Origin of the sequence: Streptococcus parasanguinis CC87K, from assembly GCF_000507765.1 — a bacterium.
Lineage (GTDB): Bacteria > Bacillota > Bacilli > Lactobacillales > Streptococcaceae > Streptococcus > Streptococcus parasanguinis_J.
The window spans coordinates 152,849-171,046 of record NZ_KI669401.1 but is presented as its reverse complement, the minus strand read 5'-3'; the positions used below and the strand labels follow the sequence as shown (position 1 = coordinate 171,046).

Annotated in this window: 16 protein-coding genes; all 16 read right to left on the bottom strand. The window is 42.2% G+C overall.

The annotated features are described in order from the left end of the window. Window positions 1-16: 16 nt before the first annotated feature. The gene (locus HMPREF1195_RS00875) at window positions 17-910 is read right to left on the bottom strand and encodes an aldose 1-epimerase family protein (RefSeq protein ID WP_023917631.1); all 894 of its coding nucleotides are present in this window, start codon (window positions 908-910) and stop codon (window positions 17-19) included. 350 nt (window positions 911-1,260) lie between these two features. Beyond that, window positions 1,261-2,832, bottom strand: coding sequence for a degradosome RNA helicase CshA (locus HMPREF1195_RS00870; RefSeq protein WP_023917626.1), 1,572 nt, complete (start codon window positions 2,830-2,832; stop codon window positions 1,261-1,263). A gap of 799 nt (window positions 2,833-3,631) precedes the next feature. Then, on the bottom strand, window positions 3,632-4,540 hold the full coding sequence (locus tag HMPREF1195_RS00865) for a magnesium transporter CorA family protein (protein ID WP_023917624.1): 909 nt from the start codon (window positions 4,538-4,540) through the stop codon (window positions 3,632-3,634). A gap of 40 nt (window positions 4,541-4,580) precedes the next feature. Continuing rightward, window positions 4,581-4,961: a PH domain-containing protein gene (locus HMPREF1195_RS00860; protein ID WP_003015210.1), complete on the bottom strand. Its 381-nt coding sequence runs from the start codon at window positions 4,959-4,961 to the stop codon at window positions 4,581-4,583. Window positions 4,962-5,040: 79 nt separating this feature from the next. Then, window positions 5,041-6,588: a peptide chain release factor 3 gene (locus HMPREF1195_RS00855; RefSeq protein ID WP_023917622.1), complete on the bottom strand. Its 1,548-nt coding sequence runs from the start codon at window positions 6,586-6,588 to the stop codon at window positions 5,041-5,043. Window positions 6,589-6,773: 185 nt separating this feature from the next. Continuing rightward, entirely contained in the window at window positions 6,774-8,699 is a 1,926-nt protein-coding gene (locus HMPREF1195_RS00850) for a DUF2207 domain-containing protein (protein ID WP_023917620.1), read from the bottom strand. A 58-nt stretch (window positions 8,700-8,757) separates the two neighbouring features. Continuing rightward, window positions 8,758-9,438, bottom strand: coding sequence for a YwaF family protein (locus HMPREF1195_RS00845; RefSeq protein WP_023917618.1), 681 nt, complete (start codon window positions 9,436-9,438; stop codon window positions 8,758-8,760). Window positions 9,439-9,451: 13 nt separating this feature from the next. Next, window positions 9,452-10,138, bottom strand: a complete 687-nt coding sequence (locus HMPREF1195_RS00840) for a YwaF family protein (protein ID WP_023917616.1) — start codon at window positions 10,136-10,138, stop codon at window positions 9,452-9,454. Between the two features lie 25 nt (window positions 10,139-10,163). Beyond that, window positions 10,164-10,865, bottom strand: a complete 702-nt coding sequence (locus HMPREF1195_RS00835) for a YwaF family protein (protein WP_023917614.1) — start codon at window positions 10,863-10,865, stop codon at window positions 10,164-10,166. Between the two features lie 30 nt (window positions 10,866-10,895). After that, entirely contained in the window at window positions 10,896-11,507 is a 612-nt protein-coding gene (locus HMPREF1195_RS00830) for an NUDIX hydrolase (RefSeq protein ID WP_023917612.1), read from the bottom strand. After that, window positions 11,497-12,867 (bottom strand): UDP-N-acetylmuramoyl-tripeptide--D-alanyl-D-alanine ligase, encoded by a 1,371-nt coding sequence (locus tag HMPREF1195_RS00825; protein ID WP_023917610.1) that lies wholly within the window; start codon window positions 12,865-12,867, stop codon window positions 11,497-11,499. Before HMPREF1195_RS00825 ends, HMPREF1195_RS00830 begins: the two co-directional genes overlap by 11 nt. A 274-nt stretch (window positions 12,868-13,141) precedes the next feature. Further along, window positions 13,142-14,188 carry a D-alanine--D-alanine ligase gene (locus tag HMPREF1195_RS00820; RefSeq protein ID WP_023917608.1) on the bottom strand — a complete coding sequence of 349 codons (1,047 nt, stop codon included), beginning with the start codon at window positions 14,186-14,188 and terminating at the stop codon, window positions 13,142-13,144. Between the two features lie 76 nt (window positions 14,189-14,264). Beyond that, window positions 14,265-14,861, bottom strand: coding sequence for a recombination mediator RecR (recR, locus tag HMPREF1195_RS00815; RefSeq protein ID WP_023917606.1), 597 nt, complete (start codon window positions 14,859-14,861; stop codon window positions 14,265-14,267). A gap of 10 nt (window positions 14,862-14,871) precedes the next feature. Next, a complete protein-coding gene (gene pbp2b / locus HMPREF1195_RS00810) occupies window positions 14,872-16,923 on the bottom strand; it encodes a penicillin-binding protein PBP2B (RefSeq protein WP_023917604.1) in 2,052 nt (683 codons plus the stop codon). A gap of 140 nt (window positions 16,924-17,063) precedes the next feature. Next, a complete protein-coding gene (locus HMPREF1195_RS00805) occupies window positions 17,064-17,696 on the bottom strand; it encodes a DUF421 domain-containing protein (RefSeq protein ID WP_023917601.1) in 633 nt (210 codons plus the stop codon). Further along, a complete protein-coding gene (locus HMPREF1195_RS00800; protein WP_023917599.1) occupies window positions 17,693-18,145 on the bottom strand; it encodes a DUF3290 family protein in 453 nt (150 codons plus the stop codon). The genes HMPREF1195_RS00805 and HMPREF1195_RS00800 overlap by 4 nt, the downstream gene beginning before the upstream one ends. Window positions 18,146-18,198: the final 53 nt, after the last annotated feature.

Genomic DNA, 18,198 nt, shown 5'->3' with positions numbered 1-18,198 from the left:
TCCAACGGTTTTTCATTTACAAAATGGTGATACGGTACTGGTGACTCCGTGTTTCTTGAGGAGCCAACTGGATCACACCTTTTTTATCTTCGAAGAAATCGCCCTCTTCTGCAGATGTGGAAATACCCGTCCAAGGCTCCAAGGCAATGAAAGGCCCCTTGTTATTGGTAGACCAAAGGACGAGATTCTCAAAATCTGCAAAGGCAAATTCCAAACCTTTACCAGATTTTTTCGAGATAAGCTTCACAGATTTAGAGGCTAATTGATCTAAAATAATGGCGTCTTTTTCAAACAGTTCATGGCGCAAAGGTAGGCTACGACTATGGTCTAAAAATGGCGTCCGCTGCAGGCGATCAACCAAACCGGTTTCTGTGAACAAGAGAGGAACGCTACAGCTTTCTTCTTTTTCAAAAATCAACTCGTAGTCTTCATAGTCTTCATCTGCTAAAAGGGGACAACGAAAGGCTGGATGCCCTCCAATGAAATAAGGCATGACTTGATCTGACTCTAGATTTTGCACGCGATAGGTGATGGTGATCTCTTTCCCTTTCAATTCATAAGCGATTTCCACTCGAAAATGGTAGGGATAATTTTGAAAGCTCTCGTCGTTAGAAGTAATTTCAAAGACAAGACGATGGTCTGTTTGTTCTTTGAGTTCAAACTCTCTCTTGCGAATAAGACCGTGTCTTGGAAGTTGGCCTGTCTTCACTCCATCTTTTAGATGATACTGCACTTGGCCATTACGAACGCTCCCGCAAATCGGAAACAGAACGGGCGCTTGTCCTGACCAGTACTCTGGATCACCTTGCCAGAGATATTCTATGCCTTCTTTACTTCGAATGGAGCTCAATTCTCCACCAAATGTCTTAAATTGTACTTCTAGATCATCATTTTTTAATGCAATCACCATGGACAAGACCTCTTTATAATTAGTATAGTTATTATATTCATTATAACCTTTTAGAAGAGATTGTCAATTTTTATTTTTCTAGTCAAAAATTTTAAAAAAATAAGAAAAAATCCTTGACAAGGCTTGGAAATAATTGTAGACTTAATATGTTAACAGAAACATTCCGTTTTAGGAATTCATTCTTTCTGTTGTCTGACTTTTTTGGATGCTCCTTATCATGATACATTTTTCTAAAAGAGTCAGTTATCATTTAGGTCTCCTTATAAATATACAAGGGTTAACAGCTAGTTAACCCTTGTATTTTTGATTTTCATATAAAAAACGGCCTATTGCTAGACCGTCCTTCGGACTTATTTATCCCCTTTGTTGCGGATGATAAATCCATTTTTCTTTTCATTGGAAGTACGATGAGGACGTTTGTTGCCTTTGCCTTCAAAGTCTCGGCTATTTTTATTGGACTTGCGTTTGAAATCACGGCGTCCACCTTCACGGTCATCTCTGCGATTGCGGTCACGGCGTTGGTCTCCACGACGGCCATTTCCACGGCCACCTTTGCCTTTTCCACCAAAGCCACCACCAGATGGTTTGAATGGCAATGGTTTTTCACGCGCAATTTCAACTTCTGGAAGGCTGTCTGGATCTTGAACAGTCAAGCTCAAGATATACATGGCCAATTCTTCAGGAGTGAATTCTGCAGCCAATTTGCGAGCATCCTTGCCAAACTTCTCAAAGTTGGTCCGGATCTTTTCATCTTCAAAGTCTCGCTCAATTTTCTTCAGCGCTACTTGTTTTTTCGCTTGGAAGGCTTCTTCTGCTGTTGCAGGTTTCATTCCCTTCATCCGCTTTTTGGTCAAGTTCTCAATGATTTGCAAATAGCCCATTTCATTTGGCGATACAAAGGTAATGGATTGCCCTGTTTTCCCAGCACGACCTGTCCGTCCGATCCGGTGAACATAGCTTTCTGGATCTTGTGGAATATCGTAGTTGTAGACATGGGTCACACCTGAAATGTCCAACCCACGTGCCGCAACGTCCGTTGCCACCAAGACGTCCAAGTTCCCATTTTTGAAATCACGAAGGACTCGGAGACGTTTGTTTTGATCCAAATCTCCGTGAATTCCTTCTGCCCGGAAACCACGAATCTTCAAGCCACGAGTCAATTCATCAACCCGGCGTTTTGTCCGACCAAAGACGATGGCAAGTTCAGGTTGCTCGACATCCATCAATCGAGTCATGGTATCAAATTTTTCGCCTTCTTTGACACGAATATAGTATTGATCGACCAAATCGGTTGTCAATTCTTTGGCCGCAATCTTAACGTGTTCTGGCTCTTTCATAAACTGCACACCGATGCGTTTGATGGCTTCTGGCATCGTTGCTGAAAAGAGCAAGGTCTGGCGTGTTTCTGGAACACGGCTAATGATGGCTTCGATATCTTCCAAGAAGCCCATATTGAGCATTTCATCTGCTTCATCCAGGATCAAGGTTTCAATATGATCGAGTTTCAAGGCCTTGCGCTTGATCAAATCTAGCAAACGTCCAGGTGTTCCCACAACGATGTGAGCGCCTGACTTCAAAGCTTTAATTTGCTTTTCAATGCTTGATCCACCATAGACAGAGCGAACCTTGACACCCTTACTGCGTCCAAAGCGGAACAATTCTTCCTGACTTTGAACGGCCAATTCACGCGTTGGGGCAATGACAAGGGCTTGGATCACTGTGTTATCGACATCAATCTTCTCCAACGTTGGAAGACCGAAAGCAGCTGTTTTACCAGTCCCTGTTTGCGCTTGACCGATGACATCTTTTCCTTCAAGAGCCAAAGGAATGGTTTGTTCTTGGATAGGGCTTGCTTCTACAAAGCCAGCTTTTTCGATTTCTGCTAATAATGCAGCAGATAAGTTAAATTCATTGAATTTCAATTCTTTCTTCTTTCTAAAAAGTGGTGCGAAGCCACTTTATCAAACTTCTTTCAATGCGAAAACGCACTGATTGCATAGGAAGTCACCTTCCCGGTCACCTGTCGCAAGACTCATCTAAAGGAAAAGCCAATCGTTTTTCAATGGAATTCCCTTTGGCGAAAAATGTTTTCGCACTAGCGGATTTGGTTGATTAAAGTCGTTTTTCAAACGAAGAGACACCAAGATCCTTTTTGCGGGAGTCTTCTTTCGAACAGAAGCCTTCCATCTGCTCCGCCTCCCCACCATTTCTCTCATACAAGTTTGCAACTTATCTAGTATAACACAATGAAGAGGCAAATGATAGTCAAAGGAGAATAATTTTATTTTTTAGGAAAAAATCCTTGATAGCTTGAAATCATAAAAGTGACGAAAAGCCAATCCAGGACTGTTTTTTTTCATGCAGCCATCTAATATACTTCATCATAGGAGTATAAAAAAATCGGAAAAACTTTTATTTTTTGGTAGTTCTTATCTTGCGTTTTTACAAATAAATATGTATAATACAGTTAGTATCTGAAATATTTCTGTATAAAGAAATAGGATCATTTTATCTGATTCAACGATTTATTCTACGTTCTAATTTTTTTAGAAACCACTCAGTACTATTAAATCTACTCCTACTATTTCCAAGAAGATTTTGTACAGTCAATGAACTATTCACACTGCCCCTTCTTTGGAGAGGAGGGCAGGTGTCTAGATGGTTCCTATTTCTCAGATTATTTAGATACGAAGAGGCTCGGATTTCTCCAAGCCTCTTTTTTTATCTTTTTTTAACAATCCACCGCATCACTTTTGCCAAAAGGAGCCATAAAATAAAGCTGCATACCGACACATAAATCCATGCATTGGGATCTTGTGTCAATGGAAGAGGGATGTTCATACCGAAGAAACCTGTGATCACGGCTAAAACAGCCAACAAGGCTTCAAAGATGGTTAGGGTGGTCAGGTTGTCATTCAGGTTATTGTTTAGGATATTATTGTATGATCCAGACAACTGCTGCAAGACGTTGGAAATCAACTCAGTCATTGAAACCAACTGACGCGCTTCGATCATGGCATCATCAAACTGCTCTTTTTCAACATCATCCATCCTTCGATAGATGGCGTGCGCTTTAATATGCTCTAGCAACATCCGATTTTGCTTGGCTGCTGCAACTAGATAAACCATACCGGTCTCAAGGTCAGACAGGGCATAGAGATTCTTGGTCGTTGTAGTTTTTCGAAGCAAGCGATTGAGTTCATCCTTGTGCTTATCTAAGCGATCAATAATCGGATAATAAGCATTACTGATCATTTCAAGACCTGCAAAAAGCAGTTTATAGATCGATAGTTCCTCATGGCTTTCCAAATAGCGAACCATTTGTTCAATGATATAGGCATTGTCTTGGTTACTGATGGTGACGAGTCGCGTATCTTGAACGATAAAGGTCATGGGGATGGTTTCGTAGTATTCCTTGTCCTTTTCTAAATCCAATACATTGTAGATAAAGGTGATCGTTCCGTTTTCTCGATTGTAATCCATATGGGCACGTTCGTTCTTATCCATCGCGTACTCAATGGTTTCTTTGTCAATATCGTATTTTTTATAAAGATATGAATTTTCAGCAATCAAATCCGAGTCGATATTGATCCATTTCCGATCTTGACCCAATTGTTTATCGATAAACATTCCGTCTCCTTTCTCAACTGTTCTCTATCAACATGATTTTTTATTTAAAGACCGCACTGGCTAATGCTTGCTGGATTTCAATGACACTGTTGTCACTCTTGAATTGTAAAACTTCTGAAGGTTCCACTGCTGAAGAGACCCAGATTTTTAATTCAGCATCCAAATCAAAATGACCGGAAGTTTCTACTGAAAATCGAGAGATGGAGCGATAAGGAAGGGATTTGTAGGAAGTTTTCTTTCCTGTTACTCCTTGCTTATCCACCAAGATCAAACGAAACTCTGTAAAGACGATTAAATCACGAATCAAGCTAAAAGCAAGTGTGACTTGCTCTCCCGGCACCAAGATATCTTCCAGATCTCTTTCTACTTTATCAACATTCTTTTGAGAGGCATTGCCCATCAAACCACTTAGTAATCCCATAGTTTCTCCTTTATAAGCGAAAACGGGTAGATTTTCGTCTTCTTATTCTATTGTTATGGATCGGTTTTGAAAACGTTCCTTATCCCATCTTTTCTTCCAACTCAACGTCAGGATACTTGTCCGCAAACCAACGGAGGGCAAAGTCATTTTCAAAGAGGAAGACTGGCTGGTCAAAGCGATCCTTGGCCAAGATATTTCGGCTTGAAGACATGCGCTCATCTAAGTCTTCTGGTTTGATCCAGCGAACAGTCTTTTTACCCATTGGGCTCATGACCACTTCGGCATTGTATTCATTTTCCATGCGGTGTTTAAAGACTTCAAACTGAAGTTGCCCGACAGCACCCAACATGTATTCACCTGTTTGGTAGTTGGTATAAAGCTGGATGGCTCCTTCTTGCACCAATTGCTCAATCCCTTTGTGGAAGGATTTTTGCTTCATGACGTTCTTGGCAGATACCTTCATGAAAATTTCAGGCGTAAAGGTTGGCAGTGGTTCAAATTCGAACTTGTTTTTACCAACTGTCAGCGTATCTCCAACCTGATAAGTCCCTGTATCGTAGACCCCGATGATGTCTCCTGCTACGGCATTGCTGACATTCTCACGGCTTTCGGCCATAAACTGGGTGACATTTGATAGCTTAGCGCCCTTACCAGTACGAGGCAAGTTGACACTCATCCCACGCTCAAATTCACCCGATACGATCCGCACAAAGGCAATCCGGTCACGGTGACGAGGGTCCATATTGGCTTGGATTTTAAAGACAAAGCCTGAGAAATCCTTATCGTAAGGATCGACAAGTTCACCGTCTGTTTTCTTGTGTCCGTGTGGTTCTGGAGCAAATTTCAAGAAGGTTTCCAAGAAAGTCTGTACCCCAAAGTTGGTCAAAGCGGATCCGAAGAAGACTGGTGTTAATTCACCCGCAAGGATGGCTTCTTCTGAGAATTCATTCCCAGCTTCTTGCAAGAGTTCGATGTCGTCTTTCACTTGCTCGTAGAAAGGATTGTTAGCAAAGAGCTTGTCTCCGTCTTCTAGACTCGCAAAACGCTCGTCTCCTTTATAGAGTTCCAAGCGTTGGTTATAGAGGTCATAGAGTCCCTCAAAGGCCTTCCCCATCCCAATCGGCCAGTTCATCGGGTAACTCGCGATGCCTAAGACTTCTTCCAATTCTTGCAAGAGATCCAGTGGCTCACGACCGTCCCGGTCTAGCTTATTCATAAAGGTAAAGACGGGAATGCCACGGTGTTTCACAACCTCAAACAATTTCTTGGTTTGAGCCTCAATCCCTTTGGCAGAGTCTACCACCATGACGGCAGCATCCACCGCCATCAAGGTCCGATAAGTATCTTCTGAGAAGTCCTCGTGCCCTGGCGTATCAAGGATATTGACCCGTTTGCCATCATAGTCGAACTGCATAACAGATGAGGTTACCGAAATCCCACGTTGTTTCTCAATATCCATCCAGTCAGATTTAGCAAAGTTTCCTGTTTTCTTCCCTTTGACGGTACCGGCTTCCCGAATCTCTCCCCCAAAGTAGAGCAACTGCTCTGTAATCGTCGTTTTACCAGCATCCGGGTGGGAGATAATGGCAAAGGTACGGCGTTTTTTAATTTCTTCTTGTACGTTCATATTCCTAGTTCTTTCTCTTTTTATTTTCTGATAAATTTACAAATTCATCTCTACATCGGATCTCTCCTCAATTTCTCTATCTTTTCTATTATAGCGAAAATAGGCACTTTTTTCAATGATGATTCTTCTTTGAGAGCAGAAAGAAAGACTAAAATCCGTCGATTCTAGTCCTCTTATCATGACTGTTAGAAGGCTCCAAATCCTCCGCCACCGCCACCATCAGAAAAGCCACCGCCGTCAAAACCGCCACTGCCATCTGAGGAGTTAGTAGAGAAGCTTGAAACGCTATAGGAATCATCTGCATAACTCATCAAGGTAGAGCCGTCTAGGAAGGAATTTGAAGAGGTCGTTATCCAAACAACAGCATCCCAATCCTCATATGGTAAGGAAATCTGATGATTTTTGAGTACCTGACTCACTTTTTTAGCTTGACCATACATAGTTGCATAGACTAGGATACGATTCCATAGGATGACACTCTCAAGTTCTGCTTGGTTGAAATTTGGAATACTTTCGATCATATTTCGAAAGGCCATCCATTGGAATTGTGAATCCAAGTTTTCTAAGGATTGGAGATGTTCTTCGCGAATTTTCACAAGAATATAAAATGGAATGAAGAGAACGACCAACAATACAATCATCCAAAAATAGAAGGAAGATAGGTGGGAACCAAATCCAAAAGATAAGAAACACATGCTCACAAATAAGATCAGTAAGAGCCAAAAATGTAAGGCACAGCCTGTTTTTGAAAAAGCTTCTTCTTTTTCAGATAAGTCTCTAAAATAAGAAGGCAATCCTAATTTCGCAATCTCCTTCTCTACCCCTTTTGACAATTGCTGGGCATCTTTTTTTAACAGTGATTGAACGTCATTTCCGACCTTTCGAATACGGTCTCGTTGGGTGTCTGATTTAGCAGCTCGAAAGTCTTTTTTTAGGGCTACTTTGTCGATTTTATACCTTGAAAATACTTCACTGATATTGATTTGAGATTCTTGATCAAAGATCATTTCAATAAACTTCAATTCAAAATCAGCCAAGCCTTCATAATGGAGACAGGTCAAGGTTTCCCCATTTTCATCCCTAGTCAACCGAATATTTCCTCGGTCAATGAGATCTAATATGGTTGCCTGGATGAGATGATTAAATTTTAGTTGCCCCTTCTCTCTAGACATCACCATCCGTTCAAAATCAAGTTGATACAGTGCCTTAGCTAGGACAAGAGGAGGTAAATTCTGTGGTGGTTCGTATAATCGTACTCCTTTTGAAATTCGACGAGTTCTGGTACTGATAAAATACCGGATCCATGGAATGAAAGCTAGGATCAATAAAAGAACCGATACAATTGGAACGACTTTGAGTAGAAGGGTCCGATAAAAGAATGTTTTTTGTTCAATGGATTTCTCTTTTTTGAGAAATTTCTCTTTTCCATTTCCCTTATTAATCTCATTTGCTTGGTCTCGACGCAGGGCCTCTGACATTGGCCAATAGGCATGCAGTTCGAGCTTGCCATTTTTGGGAAAATCCTTTGTCCAAATATGATAACCAGTTGCAGTCCGTTCGACATGGGCTGGTGGATTAAAGTAACCAGTATGGGCATACAGTTTTCCCTGCTTGGCATCCAAGCCATCCACATAAAAATCTAATTTCGCGACTTTCTCATCTCCATCTGAAATAGGAAACCAATTCAGTTCTGCAATATCCTTGTAGAAAGTCAAGAGATGATCAATCTTCCATTTTACTTTGATCTTGACCGTCCCTCCGACGATACGGGCATTGTATATTTTTAATTGACGACCATCTTCCAGGTCTGTCTCCTCTACACGAATCTCACGTTTTTCCCCATCCACATAGGCTTCCACCTCAGGATGACGATGAATCTTAAACCCTTTTGGAAGAGGATCTGCGCTTCCTAGAGTCACATATTGACCATGATAGCCTGTCTGAAACTGATAGGTAATCTCTTGTGTAAATGTTGCTTGGCTATCTTCCTGCAATTGGAGGTGTCCTACATAGGATTCAATCGAATAGCGAACTTCATCATCTGCATGTGCGATCGTGATTGTACAAACCAAACTCCAAATGAGGGAAATCATTAGCAAGAAACGCTTCATATATTCTCCTTTAATATAAAACAGGGTTGAGACCGAGATGTCCCAACCTTCCTACTTGTTATTTTCTCACTTTCACCCGCTCACTTCTGCGACTGAAGAACTGATTAAAGAGTAATAAAGCAAGGGCTAAAATACTGGATACAACCAGATAATTGAGCCACACCTTATCCCCTCTCATAATCGGAGGGCGGGCCATCAAGCCATAATTTCCTCCTGTCAATTGATTGACTCCAACCAGGAATAAATCTAAGGCAAAGGTATAGAGAACAATCTGACTATTTTTTAAGAGGTTTCGATCATAGCATCTCAAGAGATAAATCAAGGAATTGATGAGGAGACAGTAATGTCCGAGGAGGAAAGAAAAACTCGTAATATGAGGGAAAGTGTAGGGATCAAAGACTGGATAGCCCAAAGCAAAGATGGCTCCACTCACTCCCATCAAGGCAAAGAACTGTTTGCTTTTCCAGCTGTCTGGCAAAAACAAGACCGCAAACATGGCCAATCGACAATGATAAAAAGGTAAACTGTTGGACCAAGGAATGTGGTAGGCAAAATACCAAAGATACAAGCAAATTAACTGGAAGGCTTGTAAGTATTGAAAGCATTTGCGAAATTGCTCATTCTGATAATAGCGAAGTGACATCATGATCGCTGTCACAACGAACAAGACCATCACACTATACCAAAGTGCTGAGATTGCTGGTGGTGCTGTTGATTCTGTAGTGAAAAAATGATGCATAAAGTCTCCTTATTTAAACAGATTCAGGTATTCTTCTTTTCTTACTGTACTGAACGATCGTATTGATGAGGATCAGTGTCCCCGTCATTAGGACTGTCACGATGAAATAGTTGAGCACAAGGCCATGGTCTCCTAGCACAGGTGGCCGACGCAGAAAGCCATAGTTTCCGCCCGTTACAAGGTTGGCTAGAACAATAATGGCATTGACTCCAAAAGTCATCTGACAGATCTTCCAAACAGCCCCTTCTTCCACCTGGTAGGATTGAACCAGATAGATTAGGCAGTTGGCCAAGAGGGCCCAGTGACCAAAGACATTGTTGATCGAGGAAACGTGAGGAAAAGGGTAGGGATAAAAAACAGGATGAACCAAGGCCATAATGGAGCCAAAGACTCCGACTAAGGCAAAATATTGCTTGAAGCTTCCCTTGGGGGCCAAAAGGATAATCCACATGGCCATCCGGCTATGATAGAAGGGAAGACTCTCTGAAAAAGGCAAGCGAGCTGCTAGATACCAAGAGTTGATAATGAGCAACTGAATCAATTGCCCCCAATACCAAAAGTTTTGATAGCCTTTAGAGTGAGCAAATCGAACGGACAGAACTCCCACCACTACCAAAGAAGTCGGCAATAAGAAATACCAGACTCCTAATTGAGGAGGGGCCGTTGGTTGACTGGTGAAAAATAGGTCCCAAAGTGTCATGATTTCTTTCCCTTATCTGCTCTTTTTATTCTGAACGCGAAACTATACTCTCTTCGACCATCTTGTATTTGTATTTATAGCGTTGATTGACCAAGCAAATACCTGCCACCATCACAATGCTGACCAAGAGGTAGTTCAAGAGAGCACCGTGGTCTCCAATGATTGGTGGACGCTTTAAGAAGCCGTAATCTCCACTGGTCAAAAGGTTGACCAAAAAGATGACGGCATTCATGCCAAAGGTGATCTTAACAATTCGTAAGCTATCTTGCTTTTCCGACTGATAAAAATCTTGCAGGTAAATCAAACTATTGGCAAACAAGGCCCAGTGACTAAAAATCAGATTGAGCACAGTAATATGGGGGAAGGGGAAGGGGTCAAAGGCTGGATAAACCAAGGCCGCAATGGATCCTAGAACTCCCAACAAGGCAAAATATTGCTTGATATAGGTCCCTCTCGGTGCAAAGAGGATCGCAAGCATAGCCAAGCGACAATGATAAAAAGGCAAATTATCTGTCAAAGGCATGTGGGCTAGAATATACCAAGCATTGATGGTCAGGACTTGAATCAATTGTGCCCAGTACCAAAAGCGTTGGTAGCTTTTTGACTGCGCATATTTGATAGAAAAGTAGCCAACCACCAACAAGGAAACTGGTAGGAAAAAATACCAGAGTCCAAACTCAGGCGGGGCTGATTTTTGGTTCGTAAACAATAAATCCCAAAGTGTCATGTTCATATTCCTTTAGTTTATAGATCGTTTTTAATCACAATACAAATCTCGTTTCCCATCATAAACCTCCCAAAGGAAGTTCAATTGTTCTTCTGTATTGCGCTTGGTAGAAAGAGCAGGTATTTTTTCTCTCTCAAAAAAGGCAAGATCGGAAATTTCCTGATTCTGTTGAAAACTTCCATCCAGCAATTCACATTCAAATACCAATTTCACATATTGGCGGCTTTGCAATTGGTAGCGATTGGTATCAAATACTGCCAACAAGCGATTGACACGTGCTACATAGCCCGTTTCTTCTTGGATTTCCTTTAAAATATTTTCTTTAGGAGAATAGCCAACCTCACCAAAACCACCCGGCAAAGCCCAGGTCTCTTCTCCCTGACCTTTCACTAAACAAAGTTTGTCATCTTTGACAATCCAGGCCCTTACATCAATCAAGGGAGTGTCGTAATGGTCTGTCGGACGAAACAAATCCGATAATTCTTGTGGATTCAAATCAGTCGCTTCTCTGACAAGATCCTGTAAAATAGCACGAATATCCTGGTAGCGCTCTTGATCAAATGGATCTTTTGAAAACGCTAAGCCTGTATTAGTGATTGAAATCAAGCGCTGAATGTTCTTCAGTACATTATTACTCGCCATTCTCCAACTCCTCTACCAATTTGGCTAGATTCATGGAATTGCTTCCCTTGATAAGGATTTGGTCTTGCTCTTTCAAGCTTTCCTTGACTTGTTTGACCATATCCTCAAACTGGTCTTCCTCAGCTGTCTTCTTGAAATAATAGACATGTCCGAGTGGGAACATCTGGCTCGCTAACTGAGCCAATCCCGCAATGTCTTGGCCGTAGAAAATAACCGTATCCAAGACATCTGGCGAGAGACTGAGAATCATTTGGTTGTGTAGATCAATAGATTGCTCCCCTAGTTCTTTCATATCTGCCAGGACGGCTAATTTTCGACCATTTGGATTAGCAGGAATAGTCGAGAAAGTTTCTAAGATTAGGCGCATAGCCGTCGGATTGGCATTGTAGACATCGGATAAGATATCTGCTCCATTACTGGCCTTTTTCCATTCTGTCCGGTTGCGCGTCAATTGCAAGGTTTCAAAACTATCACGAATTGCAGCTTCACTCACTCCTTCTTTCAAAGCAACATAAGCTGCAATCATGGCATTGGTCGCATTGTATTTTCCTGTTACCGGAAGATCAATCGCTTCTTCTAAGAAATTAGCTCGGAAAGTTAAGCTATCCTTTCGCTCGATTAACTCAGTAATAAAAATCTCCTCGTCTGGCCCAAAGCGAACCAATTTTTGTTTTTCAGGGAGGTAGGCATTCACGATCGGATCAGCTGGAACCACCAGAAGGCCACCTTCTGGCATGCCATCCGCAATCTGGAGTTTTCCTTTTGCGATCTCACTTCGATCTTTAAAGAATTCCAAATGGGCTTCTCCAATCAAGGTGACAATAGCAGCTTTTGGATGCGCCAGTTCTGACAAGAGATGGATATCTCCTAGGTGGTCTTGCCCCATTTCAAGGACGAGTTTGTCCGTCCCTTCTGGCATATGCAAAACCGTATAAGGAAGACCAATTTCGTTATTATAGTTTCCTTGTGTTTTATAGGTCAGGTAGGTGGTGGACAATAGCTGTGCCAACATATCTTTTGTGGTGGTTTTACCATTTGACCCCGTCACTGCAAAAACATCCACTTTTGTCTTTTGAAGATAGGCTGCAGCTAATGTTTGAAAAGCGCTCAGCACATCTTCCACCAAAATATAAGGGTGGCCTTCTACCACTTTCTCTGAAAAAGTGGCTACGGCTCCGTTTTCAAAAGCAGTCTCAATAAAGTCATGACCATCACGCGCTCCCTTTAAGGGAACAAACAGGTCTCCAGGCCCAATCAAACGACTGTCAAATTCCGGCTTGATGAGGGCTACATCTTCAAATTGGCTGATATCATTTTTTGCGTGTACTAGATGAGCAACTTCATGTAATGTGAGATTCATATCCGACTCCTCAGTTCTCCGTAGCGTCCTCAAAGATTTGGACGCTCCTATCAAATTCTTCTCATTATACCATATTCTAGACCACAAAAAAAGTGGCTGGGACAGAAGTCCTAGCCTCTTGATTGTTTTTGGATTGTCGAGCAAGACGCAGTAGTTGAGTGGGCTCTACTACGCTGATTTTATCAGCTTTTACAGCCCTACTTAACTGTGCGGAGGTGGGACGACGAAATCGAATTCTAACGAATTACCGATTTCTGTCCCACTCTCTCTTTTCTTACAACAAATGCGCTTCGTGTTTTTGGAAGACTTCTTTTCCAAGCTCTACTAACTTGGTGATCAAATCTGTATATTTGAGTCCCATATTGTCCCAAAGCAGAGGATACATAGACCATTGGGTAAATCCAGGCATGGTATTGAGTTCGTTTAAGAAGATCTCTCCTTTATCGGTATAGAAGAAATCACAACGCGCTAAGCCCAGACCACCGATCGCACGAAAGGCTTTCTCTGCGTTGGTCCGCATGGTTTTCACAACCTCAGGGTCCAATTGAGCCGGAATCGCCATGGTAATTTTGTTGTCGATGTATTTGGCATCATAATCATAGAAGGCCACATCTTTCACAACTTCACCTGGCAAGGTGCTCTTCACATCATAGTTTCCAAGCAGTCCAACTTCAATCTCACGCGCATTGACCCCTTGTTCTACCAGGATACGGCTATCGTATTTGAAGGCCAATTCAAGAGCAGTCCGAAGTTCAGTTTGGTTTTCAGATTTTGAAATCCCTACGCTAGAACCCATATTGGATGGTTTAGTAAAGACAGGATAAGAGAGAGTAGCTTCAATTGCAGCAATTTTCTCATCTATATCATTGCCTTCCACTACAGCTACATAAGGAACTTGTGGAATCCCTGCAGACTCCAAGACCCGTTTGGTCGTGATCTTGTCCATCGCGACACTAGAAGCCAAGATGCCACAGCCGACATAAGGCATTTTCAAGACTTCTAAGAAGCCTTGGATGGAACCATCTTCTCCCATCGGTCCATGAAGCACTGGAAAGACCACTGCTCCTTCCTTGTAAATCGCTGATGGTGCGACTTTTTTAGACCAGTCCACTGTCTCATTGGTCATCAATTTCTCATCATCCGCTGGCTTCTCTTCAAAAGCTTGCGTCTGGATGAAGTCTCCTGACTGCGTAATAAAATAGGTTTGAACCGAAAATGCTTGGTAATCAATCGCGCGCATCACGCTTTCTGCTGAAAGAACAGATACTTCACGTTCTGCACTACGTCCACCATATAACAGGATTAAGTCTTGTTTACTCATAGTTTCTCCCTAATTGTTCCCTTGATTTCTTACTTGATAGTATACCACAATGATAGCCCTTTCGAAAGAACTTCTCTTATAATTCTGTCCGATTTTCGATCGCGCGAAGAAGGGTCACTTCGTCCGCATACTCGATATCGGCTCCAACTGCTAGCCCCCGTGCCAAACGGGTCACTTTGATGCCTGCTGGTTTGAGCACGCGTGAGATATACATAGAAGTCGCTTCCCCGTCTGCCGTCGCATTGGTCGCAACAATGACCTCAGTAACTGTTCCATCCATCAAGCGACTGAGCAAACTCTTGAGATTGATATCATCGGGTCCCACGCCATTCATGGGTGAGATCAAGCCATGCAAGACATGATAGCGACCGTGGTATTCCTGGATATTTTCCATAGCAGAGACATCCCGGCTATCTTCTACAACAAGAAGAAGAGATGGATCCCGCGTTTCATCTCGACAAATCTCGCAGGTTTCTTCATCAGTTAAATTGCCACAAATACTGCAATAGCCTAGCTCACGCTTGGCATTGAGTAAGTTCTTGGCAAATTCATTAACATCATCATCTGACATGCCAATGGTGTAAAAAGCAAGACGGGTCGCTGTTTTGATCCCAATTCCTGGCAACTTCGAATAGCTGTCAATTAATTTTGCAATAGGTGCTGGATAAAGCATAGTTTCCTTTCTAATTCATGGGGTGTTTCTGATTGTATAAGTTAATAATGTCACGCGTAATGGAATGACTGACCGTCGCTTGTAGATTGGTATTATGTGGAAAGACCACTGCTACAGCAATCTTTGGATTGTTTGACGGTGCATAAGCCACCACATTGGTATTAATGGCTTGTTTGCCTCCATCGACTGTGGTTTCGGCCGTACCGGTCTTGGCACTAATAGAGACACTAGCACCTTGACCGACGGTTTTCCCTGTCGTCAACCCACTCGTACCATTCGCAACCTGGTAGAATCCTTGCTTGATCAAGGCCATGTCCTCCGCTGAGATATGGACCTGATTGAGCTCCTTGGTTTCGATCGCTTTTTTCAACTGACCAAGGCCCCCTTGATCATTATTGTCATAGATGCCTTCGACGACATGAGGACTCACCCTCTTCCCATCATTCGCTACCGTTGCCGCATACTGGGCCAATTGCATAGGCGTATAGTTGTCAAACTGACCAAAGGCATTGGTCAAATAATTACCGACTGTATAGTCTTTCGGAATAAAACCGGTCGATTCATTGGGAAGGTCAATCCCCGTTGACGTTCCAAGACCATACTCTGCAAAAGTAGAGCGCAGTTTTTTCATAGCAGGTTCAACCTGATCCACTTGTAAGGTCATATTTGGAGTGTAAGGTTGCCCCATCATCTTTAGAGCAATTTGGACCATATAGGTATTAGAAGAGTATTCCAAAGCTTCTACCGCATTGATGGAACGACTACCGTATTGGGTAAACCAAGAATTGATAGGAGCTGATCCTGCAAAAACAATGGGCTGATCGGTCAGTACCTGATTGCCGGAAATGGCACCATTTTCCCATCCTGAAGTCAAGGTTGCTCCTTTAACGACCGATCCTGGGACGAAAACATTGGTGACTGTTCCCAAAGCATCGGTTGATAAATCTTGACTACCAGCCTGGTGTTTGATCCCTGCCATGGCAAGGACTTTCCCTGTATCAGGCTCAAGGGCTACAGCATAGACACCTTCGGAGTAGGTCGCATTTCCAGCTTGCAACTCTGCGCTAAAGGCAGAGCGGAGAATATCTTCCACCCCTTTTTGGAAATCCAAGTCAATCGAGAGCTTGAGGTTTTCTCCCTTAGCTCCTTTTGAAATGTCTACCACTTTATCCATGTTGCCATTTTTATCCAGGAGAATTTCTTTTTCACTGCGTTTTCCTTGAAGGACGTTTTCGTATTCCTTTTCGAGATAAGATGTTCCAACCCGGTCATTGAGGGCATAACCTTTTTTGACATATTCCTCGACTTCTTCTGCTGGAAGTCCTGCCTGCTCAGTCGAAACCGTTCCGATGATAGAAGCTAAAGGAGTATCCAAAACCTTGCGGTCCCAGCTGGTCGTGATCGCAATTCCAGGAAGGTCCTGACTGTCAGCCGCGATGGTCGCAATCTGCTCAGCTCCTAGTGCTTGCGTCGAAATAATCCCCGTCGCAAAATTCTCCACAGCATTCATTTGGCTATAAAGATAGATAATCTTTTTCTCATCATCTGTGTAACCGAGTTTTGAAGGGTCAATGCTGTCCACTGCCGCTTGATAGATTTTAGCTTCTGGTAGACGATTGCCATCAGTATCAAATTTCTTTTTCTCAGGCAGGTGCTCTACGACCTCTTGGTAGACTTTGGTATTGGCTAGATAGTAATCCACTTCTTGCCGTTCGGTCACTTGAGGATTTTCTACATCGACATACTGCAAGAGTTTTCCAGCTGTCTCTCGCATTTCTTGGGCCGTCATTTTACGATCCCGCGTAAAGGTCAAGACTTGTTTTCCCACATTTTCCACCAAGGGCTTACCAGAAGCATCATAGATTTGCCCTCGCACACTCCCTTGTTTGACCGTCTTTTTCGTAGCTTTTGCCAATTTATCCGTATAGTAGGCTTGGTGAGTGATCTGCATATAGCCAAGTCGGGCAATCAGCACCAAAAAAAGAAGGCAAATCAAACTAAACAGCAGGTAGAGTCTGCGTGTAATCGAATGATTCTCAAACTTCCGTATTTTCTTCTTCATGAAATTTTCTATCCTTCTTTTCTAATGAACACTTACCTTCCATTTTACTATTTTTCCCAGAGTATCTCAAGAAAAGGAAGAGGCCTTTCCTGGAATTTTATAAAGAAAAAAGATTGGACAGGCTCGTCCAATCTCTTCTTTTAATAGGTCACAACATTGATTTTTCCTTTGTCATACTCCGCAATGAAAATATCCAAAACATTATCATAGCCTTCTTTTTCCAATTCAGCCAACAACCACTCTTCACTTTTTCCAATTGTTTCCAAAATTTCAAGCTGAATCACTCCATCCGTAATAATCGGGTATTTAGGATTCTCATCCCCCGCACGGACAACGATCAATTGACCATTTTGTTCAATAACAGCGCGCTTCACATCTTTTAATTGAAAAATCCCTTGTCCACGTAGTTTCAAAGCAACATCTGAAGCAAAAAGTCCTTTGGAACGACACGCTTCCGGATCCAGTTTCCCATTTTTAATGATGACAGTTGGTTTTCCATCAATCAAGTGCTTCATAAAACGAACATTGGTATTGAGCCATTTTAAGAGCAAGATCAAAATAGTCCACATTAAGAGAATCACAATGTATTGAAGAATGGTAATGGAGCTATTGTAGATGACCCCACCAATAATGCCCCCAAGAACAAAGTTCTGTATCTGGTCTACTGCAGAATTTGGTGCTAAGTTTCCTTTCCCGGTCACATTGATGACAAATACCAAGGAAATCAAGCCCAAAGCTAATTTAATCAAGATGTTTAAAAAATTTACTATCATTTGTTCACCTCCACAAGTTCCACGTCTGTTTTATACAGATCCATCTTTTCTAATAGGTAGCTATCTGGGTCAGATCCTGCGATAGCTCGGTAATAAACCTCTCCAACCTTCAGGATCGCCCCATCTGTGGCTGCTGAAGTATTGACATAGACGTCTTCTTTTTTGACATCCAACTCCTTTGAGATGACCTCAATAAAATGCAGAGACCGTTGAAATTGGTCATTATTACTTTGGCTATTTTGGAAACTGCTGATGCCGATCAAGACCACTGCAACCAGAGTCAAAATCGAGATAATGGATAATTCACGGAATTTGCTATCTTGCTTATCCCGATAGGCTTTCACCGCAAAAAAACCAGTCAGTAGAATGAGCAAACCAGAGATCCCAATGGTCACCCAATTTTGCTGACTGATCTGACTCAATACATAATCATAAGAGTAAAATTTCATAATGAACTCCCTTTCTCCAAATGAATTCAAGCTATTATAATGTATTTCAGGAG

What these genes read in the sequence shown, in the direction of transcription:
- HMPREF1195_RS00845 (WP_023917618.1), bottom strand. Translation starts at nt 9,438, where the DNA reads ATGCATCATTTTTTCACTACAGAATCAACAGCACCACCAGCAATCTCA.
- HMPREF1195_RS00820 (WP_023917608.1), bottom strand. Translation starts at nt 14,188, where the DNA reads ATGAGTAAACAAGACTTAATCCTGTTATATGGTGGACGTAGTGCAGAA.
- HMPREF1195_RS00855 (WP_023917622.1), bottom strand. Translation starts at nt 6,588, where the DNA reads ATGAACGTACAAGAAGAAATTAAAAAACGCCGTACCTTTGCCATTATC.
- pbp2b (WP_023917604.1), bottom strand. Translation starts at nt 16,923, where the DNA reads ATGAAGAAGAAAATACGGAAGTTTGAGAATCATTCGATTACACGCAGA.
- HMPREF1195_RS00805 (WP_023917601.1), bottom strand. Translation starts at nt 17,696, where the DNA reads ATGATAGTAAATTTTTTAAACATCTTGATTAAATTAGCTTTGGGCTTG.
- HMPREF1195_RS00850 (WP_023917620.1), bottom strand. Translation starts at nt 8,699, where the DNA reads ATGAAGCGTTTCTTGCTAATGATTTCCCTCATTTGGAGTTTGGTTTGT.
- HMPREF1195_RS00875 (WP_023917631.1), bottom strand. Translation starts at nt 910, where the DNA reads ATGGTGATTGCATTAAAAAATGATGATCTAGAAGTACAATTTAAGACA.
- recR (WP_023917606.1), bottom strand. Translation starts at nt 14,861, where the DNA reads ATGCTTTATCCAGCACCTATTGCAAAATTAATTGACAGCTATTCGAAG.
- HMPREF1195_RS00865 (WP_023917624.1), bottom strand. Translation starts at nt 4,540, where the DNA reads ATGTTTATCGATAAACAATTGGGTCAAGATCGGAAATGGATCAATATC.
- HMPREF1195_RS00860 (WP_003015210.1), bottom strand. Translation starts at nt 4,961, where the DNA reads ATGGGATTACTAAGTGGTTTGATGGGCAATGCCTCTCAAAAGAATGTT.
- HMPREF1195_RS00825 (WP_023917610.1), bottom strand. Translation starts at nt 12,867, where the DNA reads ATGAATCTCACATTACATGAAGTTGCTCATCTAGTACACGCAAAAAAT.
- HMPREF1195_RS00840 (WP_023917616.1), bottom strand. Translation starts at nt 10,138, where the DNA reads ATGACACTTTGGGACCTATTTTTCACCAGTCAACCAACGGCCCCTCCT.
- HMPREF1195_RS00830 (WP_023917612.1), bottom strand. Translation starts at nt 11,507, where the DNA reads ATGGCGAGTAATAATGTACTGAAGAACATTCAGCGCTTGATTTCAATC.
- HMPREF1195_RS00800 (WP_023917599.1), bottom strand. Translation starts at nt 18,145, where the DNA reads ATGAAATTTTACTCTTATGATTATGTATTGAGTCAGATCAGTCAGCAA.
- HMPREF1195_RS00835 (WP_023917614.1), bottom strand. Translation starts at nt 10,865, where the DNA reads ATGACACTTTGGGATTTATTGTTTACGAACCAAAAATCAGCCCCGCCT.